At 70.5% G+C, this 17,055-nt stretch carries 16 protein-coding genes and 1 pseudogene; 12 read left to right on the top strand and 5 right to left on the bottom strand.

Annotated features, from left to right (window positions below):
• Positions 1-222 (top strand): HNH endonuclease signature motif containing protein (locus QMK34_RS42680; protein ID WP_326420537.1); only part of this gene is annotated, 222 nt, incomplete at its 5' end.
• A 125-nt stretch (positions 223-347) separates the two neighbouring features.
• Here the strand turns inward: QMK34_RS42680 and QMK34_RS42675 are convergent.
• Complete coding sequence (locus QMK34_RS42675; RefSeq protein ID WP_326420536.1) at positions 348-827, bottom strand: hypothetical protein; 480 nt, start codon at positions 825-827, stop codon at positions 348-350.
• Positions 828-1,432: 605 nt separating this feature from the next.
• Here QMK34_RS42675 and QMK34_RS42670 point away from each other — a divergent pair.
• The 3 genes from QMK34_RS42670 to QMK34_RS42660 are packed head-to-tail and all read left to right on the top strand — an operon-like array spanning position 1,433 to position 5,511.
• Positions 1,433-2,599, top strand: coding sequence for an EfeM/EfeO family lipoprotein (locus QMK34_RS42670; RefSeq protein ID WP_326420535.1), 1,167 nt, complete (start codon positions 1,433-1,435; stop codon positions 2,597-2,599).
• Positions 2,599-3,819 (top strand): Dyp-type peroxidase, encoded by a 1,221-nt coding sequence (locus tag QMK34_RS42665; RefSeq protein ID WP_326420534.1) that lies wholly within the window; start codon positions 2,599-2,601, stop codon positions 3,817-3,819. The genes QMK34_RS42670 and QMK34_RS42665 overlap by 1 nt, the downstream gene beginning before the upstream one ends.
• A gap of 54 nt (positions 3,820-3,873) precedes the next feature.
• Complete coding sequence (locus tag QMK34_RS42660) at positions 3,874-5,511, top strand: phospholipase C (RefSeq protein WP_326420533.1); 1,638 nt, start codon at positions 3,874-3,876, stop codon at positions 5,509-5,511.
• A gap of 115 nt (positions 5,512-5,626) precedes the next feature.
• On the opposite strand, the gene QMK34_RS42655 is transcribed toward QMK34_RS42660, so the two are convergent.
• Positions 5,627-5,896: a YggT family protein gene (locus tag QMK34_RS42655; protein ID WP_326420532.1), complete on the bottom strand. Its 270-nt coding sequence runs from the start codon at positions 5,894-5,896 to the stop codon at positions 5,627-5,629.
• 126 nt (positions 5,897-6,022) lie between these two features.
• Here QMK34_RS42655 and QMK34_RS42650 point away from each other — a divergent pair, with 126 nt between their 5' ends.
• Positions 6,023-6,415: a DUF1003 domain-containing protein gene (locus QMK34_RS42650; RefSeq protein WP_326420531.1), complete on the top strand. Its 393-nt coding sequence runs from the start codon at positions 6,023-6,025 to the stop codon at positions 6,413-6,415.
• 96 nt (positions 6,416-6,511) lie between these two features.
• Entirely contained in the window at positions 6,512-7,363 is an 852-nt protein-coding gene (locus tag QMK34_RS42645; RefSeq protein WP_326420530.1) for a trypsin-like serine peptidase, read from the top strand.
• A gap of 8 nt (positions 7,364-7,371) precedes the next feature.
• Here QMK34_RS42645 and QMK34_RS42640 read toward each other — a convergent pair whose 3' ends face one another.
• Positions 7,372-7,503 (bottom strand): hypothetical protein, encoded by a 132-nt coding sequence (locus QMK34_RS42640; protein ID WP_326420529.1) that lies wholly within the window; start codon positions 7,501-7,503, stop codon positions 7,372-7,374.
• A 380-nt stretch (positions 7,504-7,883) separates the two neighbouring features.
• On the opposite strand from QMK34_RS42640, the gene QMK34_RS42635 reads away from it, so the two are divergent.
• From QMK34_RS42635 to QMK34_RS42620, 4 genes and pseudogenes are all read left to right on the top strand, one after another.
• Positions 7,884-8,756, top strand: a complete 873-nt coding sequence (locus tag QMK34_RS42635) for a class I SAM-dependent methyltransferase (RefSeq protein WP_326420528.1) — start codon at positions 7,884-7,886, stop codon at positions 8,754-8,756.
• A gap of 554 nt (positions 8,757-9,310) precedes the next feature.
• The gene (locus QMK34_RS42630) at positions 9,311-10,537 is read left to right on the top strand and encodes a sensor histidine kinase (protein WP_326420527.1); all 1,227 of its coding nucleotides are present in this window, start codon (positions 9,311-9,313) and stop codon (positions 10,535-10,537) included.
• A 74-nt stretch (positions 10,538-10,611) separates the two neighbouring features.
• The gene (locus QMK34_RS42625; RefSeq protein WP_326420526.1) at positions 10,612-11,238 is read left to right on the top strand and encodes a hypothetical protein; all 627 of its coding nucleotides are present in this window, start codon (positions 10,612-10,614) and stop codon (positions 11,236-11,238) included.
• Between the two features lie 43 nt (positions 11,239-11,281).
• Positions 11,282-11,470: pseudogene (locus QMK34_RS42620) on the top strand (SAM-dependent methyltransferase); the annotation flags it as partial.
• Between the two features lie 62 nt (positions 11,471-11,532).
• Here the strand turns inward: QMK34_RS42620 and QMK34_RS42615 are convergent.
• Together QMK34_RS42615 and QMK34_RS42610 are read right to left on the bottom strand one after the other, a co-directional pair.
• Positions 11,533-11,946 (bottom strand): SsgA family sporulation/cell division regulator, encoded by a 414-nt coding sequence (locus QMK34_RS42615; RefSeq protein ID WP_326420525.1) that lies wholly within the window; start codon positions 11,944-11,946, stop codon positions 11,533-11,535.
• Between the two features lie 192 nt (positions 11,947-12,138).
• Positions 12,139-14,019, bottom strand: coding sequence for a serine/threonine protein kinase (locus QMK34_RS42610; RefSeq protein WP_326420524.1), 1,881 nt, complete (start codon positions 14,017-14,019; stop codon positions 12,139-12,141).
• A 164-nt stretch (positions 14,020-14,183) separates the two neighbouring features.
• Between QMK34_RS42610 and eccD the strand changes: the two genes are divergently transcribed.
• Both eccD and eccB read left to right on the top strand, forming a co-directional pair.
• The gene (gene eccD / locus QMK34_RS42605; protein WP_326420523.1) at positions 14,184-15,566 is read left to right on the top strand and encodes a type VII secretion integral membrane protein EccD; all 1,383 of its coding nucleotides are present in this window, start codon (positions 14,184-14,186) and stop codon (positions 15,564-15,566) included.
• Between the two features lies 1 nt (position 15,567).
• The gene (gene eccB, locus QMK34_RS42600) at positions 15,568-16,986 is read left to right on the top strand and encodes a type VII secretion protein EccB (RefSeq protein ID WP_326420522.1); all 1,419 of its coding nucleotides are present in this window, start codon (positions 15,568-15,570) and stop codon (positions 16,984-16,986) included.
• The last annotated feature ends 69 nt before the right edge of the window (positions 16,987-17,055 follow it).

Here is a 17,055-nt window from a genome sequence, read left to right as displayed (position 1 = left end):
TGCGTCGCTCACCACCTCACCCACTGGAGCAACCCCGGTGGCGCCGGAGGCCCGACCGACATCATAAATCTCAGCCTCGTCTGCGAAAAGTGCCACCGCCTGATCCACCACGGCGGCTGGGACATCCAGCTACGCCACGGAACCATCGAATGGCTACCCCCCGAATGGCTGGACCCGGAACGAAGACCCATCCGCAACACCGCACACGACCCACCCCACTAAGGGCACCTCGGCGACGAAACCGCCCCACCAGCCGGACGCCGACACTCGGCGTCCGGCAACAAACCACGCCCAGTCAACGACTAGCGGATCAAGCTGCCTCTCGTGGCCTTCAGCGACAATCGAGATCAGGACTTGAGTGTCCAGGTCGCGGTGTCGGTGTAGACGTGACCGCCCCGGGTGCCGGACACGGTGACCACGTTGGCGCCGGGCGCCAGGGTGACCGGCCAGGTGTAGATGTGGTCGGACGACGTCGTGGGCGGCCCGGCGGCGACGCCGTTGACGGTGACCGAGACCGCGTCCACCGCGTCGCCGTAAGCCTTCACCGTGGTGGCCGCGACGGTCCGGTCGGTCCAGCGGGCGCTGGTCAGGTGCACGAACGAGGTGGTGGTCCAGTTCGCCTTGTACCAGTAGAAAGCGTCCTTGCGGACAGCCCGGTCGTAGGTCACCAGGCCCTTGTCGTTGCGGCCGAGGGTGTCGCCCTCGGCCCTGCCGTCGGCGGCGAAGTCGAACATGTTCCAGACGAACGTGCCCCACAGGTACGGCCGGGTTTCGAGCTGTTTCCAGGAGTTCTCGTGGACGAGCGTCTCGTATTCCTCCGGATGCACCCGCGACGGGATGATCGGCGGGCTTGACGGTCGAGTTCTCCACGTGCTGGTACATGCTGCTGCCCGCGCCGTACTCGCTGAGCCCGATCTCGCGGGCCGGGTCCGCGGCGTGCAGATTGTCCAGCCAGGGGCCGGGCCCGGGGGCCGACAGGTCGTACCAGCCGAAGTACTTGTTGTAGGCGCTCAGGTCCGCGTGGTTCGATACCGCGTCCTGGCCGCCCTTGTGGTTGGCGTACACCGACTTCCGGCCCGGATCCTCGGCCGTCACCTGTTTCGCCAGCGTGTCGAGCGCGGAGCCCGCCCTGGCCACGACGATCTCCCCGAGCGCGGTCGGGGTCACGCCGCGCTGCGTCCGGACGAACAGCGGGCCGCCGAGCAGCGCGCTGACCGGACAGGACCGGCCAAACGGGCGAATGCCGCAAACGGCCAGACTATTCGCACGCAGCTGTCCGGCATTGAAGGATTCACCCCGCAGCGCCTTAAGATTCGGTGAACTTCCGGAGTGACGGTGCCTCAGGCGGGGTGTTCTTCACCTTCCGCTCGCATAATCCCCTCCGGAGTAGCCCATTCGAGTGGCGAATGGGCAGGCGTGGAGGAGCGTGCGGGTGCGGAAGGCTGTACGGCTCCGCTGGGGTGGCGGTGTGGTGGCCGCCGTCGCCGTCGCGGGACTGGTCGTCGCGCTGTGGCCGGACACCGCGATCGCCGGTGACCCCGAGATCGCGGTGTCCCGCTCGGACTGCGGCACGGGCTGGGCCGAGCCCAGACCCGGCCAGCAGACGTTCCTGATGCACAACACGGGCTCGGTGACCGCCGAAGCCGATCTGATCGATCCGGTCACCGGGGTGGTCTACGGCGAGGTCGAGGGACTCGGCGCGGGCACCACGCGGCCACTGCAGGTGACGCTGGGCAACGGCCGGTACGCCTTCCGGTGCCTGCCCGAGGAGACCGAAGCGATCGTCGGCCCGGTCGCGACCGTCACCGGCGGCACGGCGCAGGCGAGCCCCGGCGTGACGCCGGTGACCGCGGGCGAGCTGCTCGGCCCGCTCAAGACCTACCACCAGCACGTGACGACCGGGCTGGACACGCTCGTGCGGGACACCGCCGCGCTGAAGGCCGCCGTCGGCACGGGTGACCGCGCCGTGAGCCGCACAGCCTGGCTCACCGCCCACCTGTCCTACGAGCGGCTCGGCGCCGCCTACAACGCGTTCGGCGACTCGGACGGCGCGCTCAACGGGACCACCGACGGACTGCCCGGCGGCGCGGCCGATCCGGGGTTCACCGGCTTCCACCGGCTGGAGTACGGGCTCTGGCACGACCAGGACATGGCCGCGCTCACCGCGGTGGCCGCGCAGATCGACACCGACGCCCGCAAGCTACGGGACTCCTTCGGCGGCAGCCAGATCGATGGCAACGACCTGGGCCTGCGGGCCCACGAGATCATGGAGAACGCGCTGCAGTTCGAACTCACCGGCCGCACCGACTACGGCAGTGGCACCACGCTGGCGACCGCGCGGGCCAACCTGGACGGCACCAGGGCGGTACTGGACGTCCTGCGTCCAGTACTGACGCCCAGATTCCCCGGACTGTCCACTGTGGATGCCTGGCTGGGCCGCACACAGACCGCGCTCGACTCCGCCCACCGGCCCGACGGCGGCTGGACGCCCGTCGCGCAGCTCGACCAGAAGCATCGCCAGGCGCTCAACGGCGCCATCGGCGAGCTGACCGAGCAGCTCGCCCCCATCGCGGCGATCGCCCAGCCGAGGCGGACCTGATGGCCGCGGATCTCCCCCGGCGCTCCTTCCTCCGCCGGACGATGGCCGGGGCGGGCCTGGCCGCGGTCGGCGCCGGAGCCGTCACGGCCGTGTCGGCGAGCGCGGCGGGCGAAGACACCGCCTCCGTCCCGTTCCACGGCCCCCACCAGGCGGGCATCCTGCGCACGCCGCCGTCGCAGAGCATCGTGGCCTCGTTCGACGTCATCGCGGACAACCGGGCAGAGCTGACCGAGCTGCTGCGCGCGATCACCGACCGTGCGCGGTTCCTGACCTCCGGTGGGGCCCCGGCCTCGCTGGGCATCACCGCTCCCCCCGCCGACTCCGGGGTGCTCGGGCCGGTCGTCCCGGACGGCGACCTCTCGGTGATCGTCGGGGTGGGCGCGTCGCTGTTCGACCAGCGGTACGGGCTCGGCGCGAAGAAACCGGCGAAGCTCAAGCCGATGACCACGTTCCCCAACGACGCGCTCGACCCGGCGCAGTGTCACGGCGACCTCAGCCTGACGCTCTCGGCGAGCGCGCCCGACACCGTCCTGCACGCGCTGCGCGACCTCGCCCGCGCCACCCGCGGCGGGATGCAGCCGCGCTGGAAGCTCACCGGGTTCGCCTCGCCGCCGCGGCCGTCGGGGACCCCACGCAACCTGATGGGGTTCAAGGACGGCACGGCCAATCCCGACGTCACCGACGCGTCCGAAATGGACCGTCTCGTGTGGACACCGGCAGCGGCGGGGGAACCGGCCTGGGCGGCGGGCGGCAGCTACCAGGTCATCCGGCTCATCCGCATGCTCGTCGAGTTCTGGGACCGGGTTTCGCTCTCCGAGCAGGAGAACATGTTCGGCAGGCGGCGCGACACCGGCGCCCCGCTCGACGGCGCCGCCGAGAACGACGAACCCCGCTACGCCGACGACCCGATCGGCACCGTGATCCCGTTGACCAGCCACATCCGCAAGGCCAACCCCCGCATCCCGGAAACCGACGCCGGCCGCATCCTGCGGCGGTCGGTGAACTACGACCGGGGCGTGGACGTCAACGGGAACCTCGACATGGGCCTGATCTTCAGCTGCTACCAGCAGGACCTCGAGCGCCAGTTCGAGGCCGTCCAGACCCGGCTCGCCGACGAGCCGCTGGTCGACTACATCTCCCCGTTCGGCGGGGGTTACTTCTTCGCGCTGCCCGGGGTCACCGGGCCCGAAGACCACTACGGCCGGGCCATGCTGGCCTGAGCTTCCGCCGCACTACCCGCTCCCACCAACAGGTTCATCGATCAGGAGGACACAGTGGACACACGATCCGGCCGACGGCACGGCCGAAGGCGGACACTCGGCGCGGGGGCGCTGGCCACCGCCGCGCTGCTGGCTGTCGTCACCGGCTCGGCCGCGGGCAGCGCGGCCGCGCAGCCGCTGCACCTGCAGCGCGCGGACTGGCTTCCCACCGCCACCCCGATCAAGCACGTCGTGGTGATCTTCGGCGAGAACATCTCGTTCGACCACTACTTCGGCACTTACCCGAAGGCCGCCAACACCGACGGCACGCCGTTCCAGGCCGCCCGGCACACCCCGGAGGTCAACGGGCTCAAGGGCAAGCTGCTCACGGACAACCCGAACGCCTATGACCCGAAGCGGCTCACCCACGAGCAGGCGCTGACCTGCGACCAGAACCACAACTACAAGAACGAGCAGGCCGCGGTCAACGGCGGAAAGATGGACAAGTTCGTCGAGAACACCGAGACGGACAAGTGCACCGGGCAGCCGGTGCTGTACGGCGAGCCCGGCCTGGTGATGGACTACTACGACGGCAACACCGTCACCGGGATGTGGAACTACGCGCAGCACTACGCGCTGAGCGACAACTCCTACAACACCACCTTCGGGCCGTCGACCCCGGGCGCGCTCAACCTGATCTCCGGTCAGACCCACGGGGCGCAGGCGCTGGACCCGGTCACGCATGAGCCGAAGACCGACGCCTACGCGGTCGTCTCGCCGGACCAGAACGGTGTCGGCACGGTGATCAACGACCCGGACCCGGCCTGGGACGACTGCTCGGGCAAGAACCACACGAGCAAGGACAACCTGGCCACGATGCACGGCCGCAACATCGGCGACCTGCTCAACCAGCGCCGGGTCACCTGGGGCTGGTTCCAGGGCGGCTTCCGGCCGACCGGCACGGCGAACGGCTACGCGGTCTGCGGCCAGACGCACACGAACGTCGGCGGCAACGCCTCCGTCGACTACAGCCCGCACCACGAGCCGTTCCAGTACTACCCGTCGACCGCGAACCCGAAGCACCTCGCGCCGACGTCGGTCGAGGCCATCGGCCAGACGGACCGCGCGAACCACCAGTACGACACCTCGGACTTCGACGCCTCGCTCAAGGCGGGCTCGATGCCGGCGGTCAGCTTCCTCAAGGCCCCCGAGTACCAGGACGGCCACGCCGGATACTCCGACCCGCTCGACGAGCAGGCGTTCGTGACCGGCGAGATCAACAAGATCCAGCAGTCACCGGAATGGCGCTCCACCGCCGTCGTCCTGGCCTATGACGACTCGGACGGCTGGTACGACCACGTCAACTCCCTGATCACCAACGGCTCCGCCGACCCCGCCCAGGACAAGGCCGTCTGCACCGCCAAGCCGGCGAGCCTCGGCGGGTACGCCGACCGCTGCGGGTACGGACCCCGGCTCCCGTTGCTGGTCGTCTCGCCGTACAGCAAGGTGAACTTCGTCGACCACACCCAGACCGACCAGACCTCGGTGCTGAAGTTCGTCGAGGACAACTGGTTCACCGGAAAGGTCGGCGACTCCTCGTTCGACAGCCGCGCCAACGGCCTGTGGAACATGTTCGACTTCTGGCGCCCCCGGGCGGGCAAACTCCCCCTGGACCCGAAAACCGGTGCCGTGACCAACGGCAGTCACCACTAACCGGAAAGTGCCCCTGAAGGCCACCATCACGGCGTTTTACGCCGTGATGGTGGCCTTCAGGGGCAGTCAGGTCTAGGGCGTCGGGACCGGCCGCGCCCGCAGGGAAACTCCGACGCTACAGAATCGCGCGCAGGAACACGACCAGTACGAACACCACGGTGAACGCGAGATCGATCGACATCGAGCCCAGCCGGACCGGCCGGAGCACCCGCCGCACGGGCGCGAGCACCGGCTCCGTCACGGCGTGTGTGAAACCGCGGCCACGCAAGACCCACTCCGCTCCGCCCGGCGACAGCACGCCGACCCAGTCGAAGACCAGGCGGGCGATCAGGACGAGCTGGAACAGCAGCAGGACCAGACTCACCAAAGCGATGACAGCGCTCATGACCGCTCCCTTCCACCTCCCAGTTTCACCGCCGGGCATGTGAAACGGCTGAGGGATCGCTGTGGACTTGCCGTGAGTAGGGTCCGGCCGGAGATGACCGCCCGCTTGTTTCCCCGAGGAGACCCGATGACCCGACCCGAAAGCCACGCGGAACACCCGGTCGTGGTGAAGATGCGCGAGCGCCGCACGGCCAGCCTCCAGCTCAAGGTCGCCGACCAGATCACGAAGTTCGCCGGCTCGATGCTGTTCGTGTACCTGCACATCGCCGGGTTCGCGCTGTGGATGCTGCTCGTCGAGGCGAGTCCGTGGCCGACGCTCACGCTGGTGGTGTCGCTCGAGGCGATCTTCCTCTCGACGTTCGTGATGATCGGCCAGAACCGCGCGGCGGCCTTCCAGCAGGCCAAGGCGGATCACGATTTCGCCGAACAGGAACTGGAGCTGAAGACCAACACGCAGCTGACCCGCGAGATCCACGTGCTCACCACGGAACTGCACCGCAGGCTGGTCGAGCACGCCTGAGCGCGAACCTGGGTACAGCTTGTGAGGCGCTGTGAGGTTGCTGTGGATCCGGCTCCACAAGATGCCAATCCGGGCGGGGCGTGCTGATCTGAACACGTGCCGATCAACGTTCTCCGCGCCACCGCCGCGGTCGTGACTTCAGCGCTGCTGGTCCTCGGGACCGGCGGCGCGGCCGCCAGCGACGCCCCGGACACCCCCGTCGAAGCGAGCGGCGACACCGGTGCCACCACTGGTTCCAGCACTGGTTCCCCCACGGTGACCGAGCCGGTGGACACGACCGCGGACACCACCGGCAAGCCCGCGCCGAAGCTCCTCGGCGCCGACCCCGCGGTGGGCGCCCTGTTCGACGGCACCGGCCATTTCTGCAGCGCGAGCGTCGTGCACAGCGCGGCGGGCGACCTGGTGCTGACCGCGGCGCATTGCGTCAACGGCGGCTCGGGCGATGGCTACCGCACCGGGCTCTCGTTCGCGCCCGGCTATCACGACGGGGTCGAACCGTTCGGGCGGTGGACGGTCACCGGCGCCGTCGTCGCGGACGGCTGGTCCTCCTCGGCCGACCCCGATCTCGACTTCGCGTTCCTGACCGTGCGCCAAGACGGCAACCCCGGCACCGTGGAGAGCCTCACCGGCGCCAACCAGCTCGGGATCAGCCAGGGGTTCACCAATCAGGTGACGCTCACCGGCTACCCCGACACCTCGAACTCGCCGGTCGTCTGCCGGAACGCCACGACCCAGTCGGACGCCTACCAGCAGCGCATCGCCTGCGCGGGCTTCCCGGACGGCACCAGCGGCGGCCCCTGGGTCACCGGTGCCGACCCCTCGACCGGGCACGGCACCGTCGTCGGCGTGATCGGCGGCTACCAGCTCGGCGGCGACTCGCCGGACGTGTCCTACAGCGCGTACTTCGACGACGACATCCAGCGGCTCTACGGGTCCGTCAACGGCTGATCGGCCCCTCAGCGGTCCTTGCGACGGCGCAGGAAGAACAGCAGCAGGATGACGGCGATGAACACGGCCGAGGCCACGCTGATCACCGTGCTCACCCAGCCGGGTAAAGCCACGTCCGCCGCCAGCGGAATTCCGTCCATCGAGGTCGCTCCCTGCTCCGTGCCGCGCGCCGTGTCTCCCACCGACGCTACTCACCGCGAACCCGGCGCCCCCGGCGGTCCGCTGGCATTCGGGTGATAACCGGAAGATTTCACCTCTCCGGGGCGCGACCCGAACGGCATTGCCTCCGCCTGCGTCGTCCGGCGTGGGGCGGTACCTCGACCGGGGGTCGATAGTGGCTGGTCAGCGCGGTGCGATCGCGGTGGAACCGGCGACGGCCCGGCATGGCCGGTGGTGACGGGAGCGGGGCCGGACAGGGCCGTCTTGTGGCCCGGACCCAAACCCGCCAGTACAGACACGGTGGTCGGGACCTGACACGGTGAACCGGAGTCGACCTTGTCCAGAGGGAAGGAATCCGCACATGCCCGCGCACAGGACGGACACCACTCGCCCCGCGTTGCTCGGCAAGACCAGTTTCGACGACATCTACGACAGTCCCGATCCGCGGTCGTACTTCCGGACACTCGACCCGCTCGACTACCAGATCCCGCACCACGCCAACGCCGTCTTCCGCACCCTGCTGGACAAGCGCGGGAACACCGGCGGCGCCGTCGTCGACCTGTGCTGCTCGTACGGGATCAACGCGACTCTGCTCAACCACGACCTCACCCTGCACGAGCTCTACGCCCGCTACTGCGCCGAGCCGGCGGCCGGGCTGTCGCCGACGGAACTCCTGGCCACGGACCGCGAGTTCTTCCGGCGGGCGCGACGCCGATCCGGCGTCGTGCGCTCGGTCGGCATCGACGCCGCCGCCAACGCGGTTTCCTACGCCGTCGACGCCGGCATGCTCGACGAGGGGTTCGCCGAGAACCTCGAGCTCGCCGCGCCGAGCTCCGCGCTGCGGGCGGCCGTGGCGGACACCCAGCTCATCACCGTGACCGGCGGGGTGGGCTACATCGGTGCCCAGACCTTCGAACGCCTCCTCGACTGCATGCCCCGACCGGCCTGGGTCGCCGCGTTCGTGCTGCGGACCGTTCCCTACCAGGAGATCGCCGACGGACTGCGCCGCTTCGGTCTCGTCACCGAGAAGGTCACCACCAGGACCTTCCTGCAGCGCCGGTTCAGCGACGCCGAGGAACAGCGCCACGCACTCGAAGACCTCGCCTATCTGGGCACAAGTCCCGAAGGCAAGGAGATGACCGGCTTCTACCACACCGAGCTCTACGTTTCCCGGCCCGCGGCGGACATCGCCGAGATGCCACTGGCGGAGCTGCTTCCCTTCACCACGAGCTGAACCCCACCACCGTCACGGACGGGAAAGCCCGTCTCCGCCGGATGAAGCGGAGACGGGCTTTCCCGTCCACAAGGGACTTAAACGAGGCCGCACTGGCGCTTGTTTTCGAGCGCTCGCCATCCACGGCCCGCTTTTAGTAGGGGTGGATACGTACCGTTGTACGGATTGTTTCCGGACAGTCGTCCCAGCACAGTGAAATCCGCCGCTCCCGAGACGACACCCACTCCGCGCGCCCGCAAAACGGTCCGCGCATGTCGATGCCGGGACGTTGCGAAGTGTGCAAAATCGGGTCGCGAGGCCTCAGCCGTCACGAGCCAGCGAGACCGGCACGAATTGCTGACATGTTGCACACCACGTGTTACCATGCGTCACGTTGACTAACCCAAATGGGTCATTCAGGGCTCACTTTGGTGCCAACCAGTCCGGGACGGGTGAAACTAACCACCGGAGCCGGGTAGTTCGTTAGCGTCTGCAAAGTTGTTTGCTGATGCGCGTACGGATCGGCTTTCAAACACATCTCACCATCAAAGACACACTATGAGTGAGGTCCGACGATGACCACAGAGGGACTGTCCCTGCCACGGATCTCGGTCGGCGACCCCGGCGCCGGGGCCGTCACCCGGGTTCGAGGCGCCAGGACGAGCAGCAGGTTCGCGAACATCGAGTGGTCGGCGCTGATGAACTACGCCGTCGTCACGGTCGCCGGGGTGCTGGCCGTACTGGACGTGTGGCTCCATATCCCCAGCCAGGCGCCTACCTATTCGATCTACCTGTCCGGCGCGGCCTGCCTGGCGCTGACCGCGAGCAGGCGGTTCCCGTTCCTCGCACTCATCGGCACGATCCCCGGCTTCCTCGCCGGCTGGTCGGAACTCGCCCCCATGATCGCGCTCGGCGTGCTGGCCGTCCGGCAGCAGACACGGTGGCAGACCTGGGTGGGCGCGACACTCGTGTTCACCGGCCGGTTCGTGCAATGGCCGCTGACCGACTTCGTCCAGCTGGACTGGCGCGATCACGTCCTCGACGCGATCTACGGTGTGCTGGTCGCCGGGATGCCGATCGCGATAGCCCTGCTGATCGGCGCACGGACGGAACTCGCCGAGAAGCTCACCGAGCTCGCCGCCGGCCGTGACCGTGAGCGGCTCATCAACGCCGACGTGGCCCGCGCGGAGGAACGCACCCGCCTCGCCCGCGAGATGCACGACGTCGTCTCGCACCAGATCACCCTGATCGCCATGCAGGCCGGAGCGCTGCAGGTCCAGACGACCGACGCCCGGACGCAGCAGACCGCACAGGTCATCCGCCAGCTCAGCACGAAGACGCTGGAAGAACTCCGGTCGCTGGTCAGCGTGCTGCGCTCCGGCCCCGGCGACGACGCGCGGCACGGCCTCGACGAGCTCGACCAGCTCGTCCGGACCTCGGCGGTGCCGGTGCACCTCACCGTGGAGCGGATTCCGGCGGACCTGCCGAGCCAGGTGTCGGCGGCGGCCTACCGGGTCGTGCAGGAATGCCTCACCAACATGCACAAGCACGCACCGGGGGCGACGGCCACCATCCGGGTCCAGGGCGAGTACAACGCGCTCAAGGTCGAGGTCCGCAACGACCGGGCGGGCGCCCGGTGCGGCTCGGACCTGCCCTCGGGCGGCAACGGGCTGACCGGGCTGGCCGAGCGGGCGCGCCTGCTCGGCGGCAGCTTCGAAACCTGCCCCACCGCCGACGGCGGCTTCCGGGTGCGCGCCCGCTTCCCGCTCGACCGCCAACCCGCTGACACTGTCGCAATTTGAGACCGCGGCGAGCCGGATTCGGGTATCTCCTTGTCGGGCAGTCAGCCGACGGCCGATGACAGGAGCGTCCCGGGATGTCCCAGACCCCAGGTGCGGCACCGCCCTTGACCGCACGGGAGCTCCGGAGCCCGGTGGCGCTGGCGCTGGCCGACCTCGCCGCGATCTTCGACGACCTCCAGTTCGTCCTCCGGTGCTGTGAGCGGCTGCTCGCCGAGCTGGCGCGGGGGCCGGCGCGCGACACCCTCACCGTGGAGGCGCTGTGGGTCGCGGCGCTCAACTCCTACGCGCGGTGCTTCCGGCCCGGCGAACGCGGGATGGGCCTGAAGGTGACCGATCTCGCCGCCACCGAGCTCAAGGGCGAAGTGGTGCAATGGCACGCCCTGCTCGGCAAACTTCGCACGCACTTCGTCGACGGCTCGGTGAACCCGCGCGAGGCGTTCACCGTCGGCGTGGCGCAGTCGGAAGCGGGCAAGGCCGAGGGCATCATGCTCACCTCCGCCGTGCTCCCCCAGGTCGACGAGGAAACCGTCCGCCAGACCGGCAGGCTCGCCTTCGAGCTGAGCAAACTGGTCGACGAGCGCATCCAGACGCAGCAGAAGACCGTGTTCACCGTGGCCGGGGACCTCTCGGTGGAAACGCTCAACGAGCTGACGCGGATCGACGTGGGCGTACCGCCGGGCGTGCCCGCTCAGGGTGAGTGATATCCGGTAGCCGAGCACCTGCTCGGCTGGAACGATCACGGCCATGACACGCACGTTCGAAGAGCTGGTGACCGAGGCCGTTTCGGTGGACGGCTGGGACTTCTACTGGCTCGACGGGCGGGCCACTGAGCAGCGGCCTTCGTGGGGCTACCAGCGGGCGATGGGCGAGCGGATGGCGAAGGCGTCGGCCGCGCTGGACATCCAGACGGGCGGCGGTGAGGTGCTCGCGGGGTCCCGGAGCTACCGCGGTTCCTCATCGAGGCCCGCAAACCCGTTTGACGGGGTTGGAGGAGCTCAGTCCCGGAACGCCATTTTGGTCAGTTCCTCGTCGAAGTCGAACCACTCGGCCTCTTCACCGGCGGGCACCTGGTCGTAGGTGCGGTCGAGGAAAGCCGCGAGCTCCTGCGCCGGGGCCTCCAGCACCGCGGAGCCGCCAGGGGCGTTCAACTCGAACACGACCAGCGAGTCGTCGGTGGCCGGGCTCACCCGGACGTCACCGTCGCCGGTGGGGGCCAGCAGGCCGTCCGCGAGCAGGTCACGGCCGAACAGCCAGCGGACGGTGCCCCGGCCCGCGTGGTAGGCCACGACGATGGCGTACGGGTCCTCCGAGTCGTACTCGAGGTCGGCGTTCACGGGCAACGGGCTCGACCCGAAGGTTCGCAGTCCGAAGACGATCGTCGCCTGAGTGACGCTGTGCTCGTTGCTCATGGTCCTACCCTTCCCCGCAGTGGTGTCTAATGATCTTCGCTTACAACTAACGCCCCGTGACCCCAAATGAATCGCCAATTCGAATCTTTCACACGTTCGGTGGAGAGCCACGTCTCAACCCGTCACCCAATGGTACGAAACCGCTGTGGCACCCATCACATCGGTACGTACCAGCCGGTACGACCGGTCGGGCTACGAGTGGCAGACGGCGCCGCGGACCGGCTTCGGCGGGCTCTCGAAGACCTGACGGCCGTCAGTGGCCTGGACCTGGAAGCAGTACTTGCGCACCGGGTCGACCTGGACCTTGATGGCGCTGTCACGCTGGGCAATCACCACGTGGTTGGGCTCACCCTCGCCGGCGACGATCACCGCGTAGTCCATCGTCTGCGAACTGGTCCAGCTCAGCGCGATCTGGTTGCCGAGGTCGGTCGGCGGCGCCAGCTCCAGCAGCACCGCCGGAGCGGTGGGGCTCGGCGGCAAGGCCACCGAGCTGGGCGGCGCGGCGCCCTGCGTGACCGGCAGCACGTCGGGCCGGCTGCCCAGGATCAGCACCAGCGCGATCCCGGCGACGCACAGGACGGCACCCCCGCCGACCAGCACCGCCCGCCGGGTGTGCCGCGCCCCCGTGGCAGCCGGGGCCGCCGGTGGGCCGGGCCGGTGCTGAGCCTGCGGGTAGGAAGACCCGAAGTCATCGAGCTCGGGAAGCTCCGCGACCACCGGCGCGGACGGCTCACCGGCCGCCGCGGGCCGGAAGTCGTCGAAGTCCTCCCCCGGCTCCCCGGCATCCACAGTGGACTCCTGCGGAACGGGATCCGGCGGCAGGGAAGCGGACGGCGGAGCAGGAGGGTCGACTGCGGTCGGCCCGGCCGAGGGTGGCTCCCATGTAGACGGTCCGGACGTGTGCGGGGCAGCTGAGGGCACCGTGGACGGCTCAGGCGCCGGAGAAGGTGTCGGCAACGGCTGGGACACGGGCTGCTGCGAGGCCGGTGGCCTTGGCGCAGGCGGCGGCGGAGCAGGCGGTTGCGAGGCGGACGTCTGCGGGGCAGGCGCCTGGGACACGGCGGGCGCTGGCGACTCGGCGGCGACAGGCGGCAACGGCGCGGTAGGCGGCGATGCAGGCGGCACTGGCGCGGCGGGTAGTGGTGCCGCGGACTGCGTTGCTGGTGGCAGTGGTGCAGCAGGCAGTGGTGCAGCAGGCAGTGGCGGGGCCGGGAACGGCGCAGACGACGGCGGCGAAGCGAGCGGGGGTGGCGGTGGCAAAGGCAGTGGCAGCGGCCGGGCGGGAAGGGCGGCCGGGCTGTAGGCGATCATCTCGCCCAGCCGGTCGGCGACCAGCGCGGCGCTCACCGGGCGGTGGGCTGGATCCGAGGCCAGCAGCCGGGCGACCAAAGTGGACAGTTCCACCGAGACGCCCGGCCGGTTGATCGCCGGGACCGGCGTGCTCAGCAGCCGGAGGACACGATCGCCCAGCTGCTCCCCCAACCGGCCGGGCAGCGGGGGCCGGCCGGTCAGCGCGACGTGCAGCAGGGCGCCGAGGCCGTAGAGGTCGGTGCGCTCGTCGAGGGTGTCCGTGCGCAGGGTCTCCGGCGCGAGGCCCTCGAGCGAACGCCCGGTGTCGCGCGGGAACGACTGGCGCAGCGCGACCCCGAAGTCCGCGAGCACCGGCTCCCCGGAAACCCGGAAGAGCAAGTTGGCCGGTTTCACCGCGCCATGCACCACCCCGGCGCCGTGTGCCGCGGCGAGCGCCGCCGCCACCGCGTGGCCGAGCACGAGGACGTCCGAGGGCACCAGCGGGCCGACCCTGCCGACGAGCGCGGTCAGCGACTGCGGGCACAGCTCCATCCGCAGGGCGTGCCTGCCGTCGGGCAGCTGCTCCACGCCCTGGAAGGGGAGGATCGAGTTCGCCAGCGCCATCACGGCCAGCGCTGCTTGTTCCCGCTCGACCACGGCCAGCGTGCGCTTGTCGAAGCGGGCCGGGAAAACCTTCAGCGCCACCGGCACCCCGGCGTGGAGTCCGGAGTAGACGGTCGCGTTAGGACCGCTGCCGACCGGTCCGGATCGCCCGTCTGGCACTGTCATCACCACCGAGCTGTGCACCCCGCCGCCTCCGTGTCCGCTAGCTGCCGCCCTGGTTCCGTCCGGGCTCGCATCGGGTCATCGTAGGTCTGTCGCCGGTGCCCCGGCGGCCCTTCGGCAGGTTGTTGCCGTCGGAGGCGGCACCACCAGGGAAGTCCACCATGCACACCATTGGCCTCGTGCGGGTCACGGTGGCGGCACCGGCCCGCCGCGTAGACCTCGCCCTGCCAGAACGGTCCCCGATCGCCGAGCTGCTGCCCGGCCTGCTGCGGCACTCCGGCGAGCACCTCGCCGACCAGGGTGTCGCCGACGGCGGCTGGATCCTGCGCCGTACCGACGGTTCGGTGCTGGACGGCGCGAGAACGCTGGCCGCCCAGCGGGTCATGGACGGCGAGGTGCTGAACCTGGTCCCCGCCAGGACGGACTGGCCCGAGCTGGAGTACGACGACCTGGTCGCCACGATCGCGGCGGGCGCCGCCAAGGCGAGCGCCACCTGGACGCCTCGCCACACCCGGTGGGCGGGTCTCGTCGCCGGGCTCGCACTCGCCCTGCTCGGCGTGGTCGTCGTGCTGCGGGCGGGCCCGCCGTGGCCGGGTCCCGCGCTGTGGTCGCTCGCGGCCGCCGCCGCGTTGCTGACCGGCGGGGTCGTGCTGGCCAGGGTGGCCGGTGACGCGGGTGCCGGAGCGGTCGCCGCCGCGGGCGCGCTGCCGTTCGCGTTCCTCGGCGGCGGCCTGCTGTTCGCCGGGACGCGGCCGATGCTCACGCTCGGCGCTCCGCAGCTGCTCGCGGGCAGCGCGGCGGTGCTGCTGGTCGCGATGATCGGCCTGCTCGGGGTGGTCGACCGCGCCGCGGTGTTCGCGGGCGCGGCCACGGCCGGGCTGCTCGGGGTGCTCGCCGCGTGGCTGGGCACGGCCGACACGCTGACCGGCTCGCGGGCCGCGGCCATCGTCGCGGGCGCTGGGCTGGCGTTCTCGCCGCTGCTGGCCCCGCTGGCACTGCGGCTCGCCAAGGTGCCGCTGCCGGTGCTCCCCCGCGGCACGGCGGATCTGCTGCGGGACGATCCGCAGCCCGCCCGCGCGGCGGTGTACGCGACGGTCGTGCGCGCGGACGGCCTGCTCACCGGGCTGGTGACCGGGGTCGCCGCGGTGGCGGTGCCCTGTCAGGTCCTGCTGGTGCGGGGCGGGAGCACGGCGGAGCTGATCCTGGTCTGCCTGCTGACCGCCGGTTTCGGCCTGCGGGCCAGACTTTATCCCGCGGTCGCCCAGCGCGTCGCGATGCTGCTGGCGTGTGCGGCCGGGGTGGCGAGCCTGGCGACCGGCCCGCTGATGGCCGACCCCGCGACCCTGCTCACCGTGGCCGGGCCGGTGGTGCTGCTGCTCGGCGCGCTGGCCGCGCTGGCGGGCCTGCGCCGCAGCACGCGCGACGCGAGCCCTTACTGGGGCAGGTACGCGGAACTGCTGGAGGTCGTGCTCGTGCTGGCCATCGTCCCGGTGGTGTGCGCGGTGCTCGGCCTGTACGCCTACCTGCGCGGGCTGGCGGGCTGACATGGCGACGAAACGCGATCAGCTCCAAGCCCACCAGTTCCTGGTGCAGCGCGCGGTTTCCGCGCTGGTCGCCAGGGAGACCGATCCCGAGCAGCCACCGTTTCGCCGTCCCGGCACCGCCGCGTTCGCCGGGGTCGCGCTGGCCGTCGTCGCGCTCGCTGTGGCCGGGGTGTACGGGCTCGTCTCGCCGGGTGGCAACCGGGCGTGGGAGGACGGCAAGTCCGTGGTGCTGGAGAAGGAGACCGGCACCCGGTACGTCTATCTCGACGGGAAACTGCACCCGGTCGCCAACTTCGCGTCCGCGCTGCTCGCGCTCGGGCAGCACGCCGCGACGGCTTCGGTGTCCCGCGATTCGCTCGTCGGCGTGCCGAGGGGCCCGCGGATCGGCATCCAGGACGCCCCGGACGCGCTCCCCGGCGCCGACCGCGTGCTCAAGAGCGGCTGGACGCTGTGCTCGGAGCCGGACACCGACGTCACCGGCGCCAAGGTGTACTCCTCGGTGATGCTGGTGGGACAGGAGCCCGCCGCGAACGCCCTCGGCGATCGCGCGCTGCTCGTACAGGTGCCCGAAACCGGTGAGGAGTACCTCGTCGGCAATGGCTACCGGCACCGGATCAGCGAGGGCGACACCGTCACCGTCGGGCTGGCACTCGGTTCGGTGCCGGTGACCAAGGTCGGCTCGGCGGCGGTCGACGTCCTGCCCGCGGGCGCGCCCATCGGCCCGATCGCGGTGCCGGACGCGGGCAAGCCGTCGACCGCGGTACCGGGCCGTCCCAGCCTGCAGGCGGGTCAGCTGGTGGTGCTGGAGACCTCCGGCGGCACCCAGTACTACCTCGCCGAGACCGCCACGCTGCGGCCGATCACCGAGCTGCAGTACGACATCCAGCGCGCGTACGGCCCGACCACGCGCGCCTACGGCGGGGGCGACCCGTACGCGGTGAAGCTGAGCCCGATCGAGGTGACCGGCGCCCACCAGACGGCGGCGCCCCCGGCCGCCGACGACGACCCGCCCGCGGCCCGCCCCCGGTTCGTCACCGCGGCGAGCCAGGCGAGCCCGGTCTGCCTGACCTTCGATTCCGGCTCGTTCGTACCCCGCGTCAGTGTCGACGCCACGCTGCCACCGGCGGCGATGATGACCGCGACCCCGCGCCGGACCCCTGGCGGCGTCGCGCTGGCCGACCGGGTGCTGGTGCCACCCGGCTGGGCCGCGGTGGTCGAGGTGCTGCCCAGCGGCGACGCCCCGGCGGGCACGCTCGCGGTGGTGACCGACATGGGCCGCGCGTACCCACTGTCCGAACCGAACGTGCTGGACACCCTCGGTTTCGCCGGGGTCACCCCGGTCCGGGTCCCCGCCGCCCTGATGGCGAGGGTCCCGCAGGGTCCCGGGCTCGCGCACGACGCGGCGATGCACCAGTCCTGACCACCGCCGCGATGTGAAGTGTCATGAAAGGGTCTTTCAGGCCAAAAATTGTCCTGAAAGACCCATTCA

The sequence above is a fragment of the Amycolatopsis sp. H20-H5 genome (genome assembly GCF_035828755.1).
Taxonomy (GTDB): Bacteria; Actinomycetota; Actinomycetes; order Mycobacteriales; family Pseudonocardiaceae; genus Amycolatopsis.
This window is presented reverse-complemented; position numbering and strand designations above follow the sequence as displayed.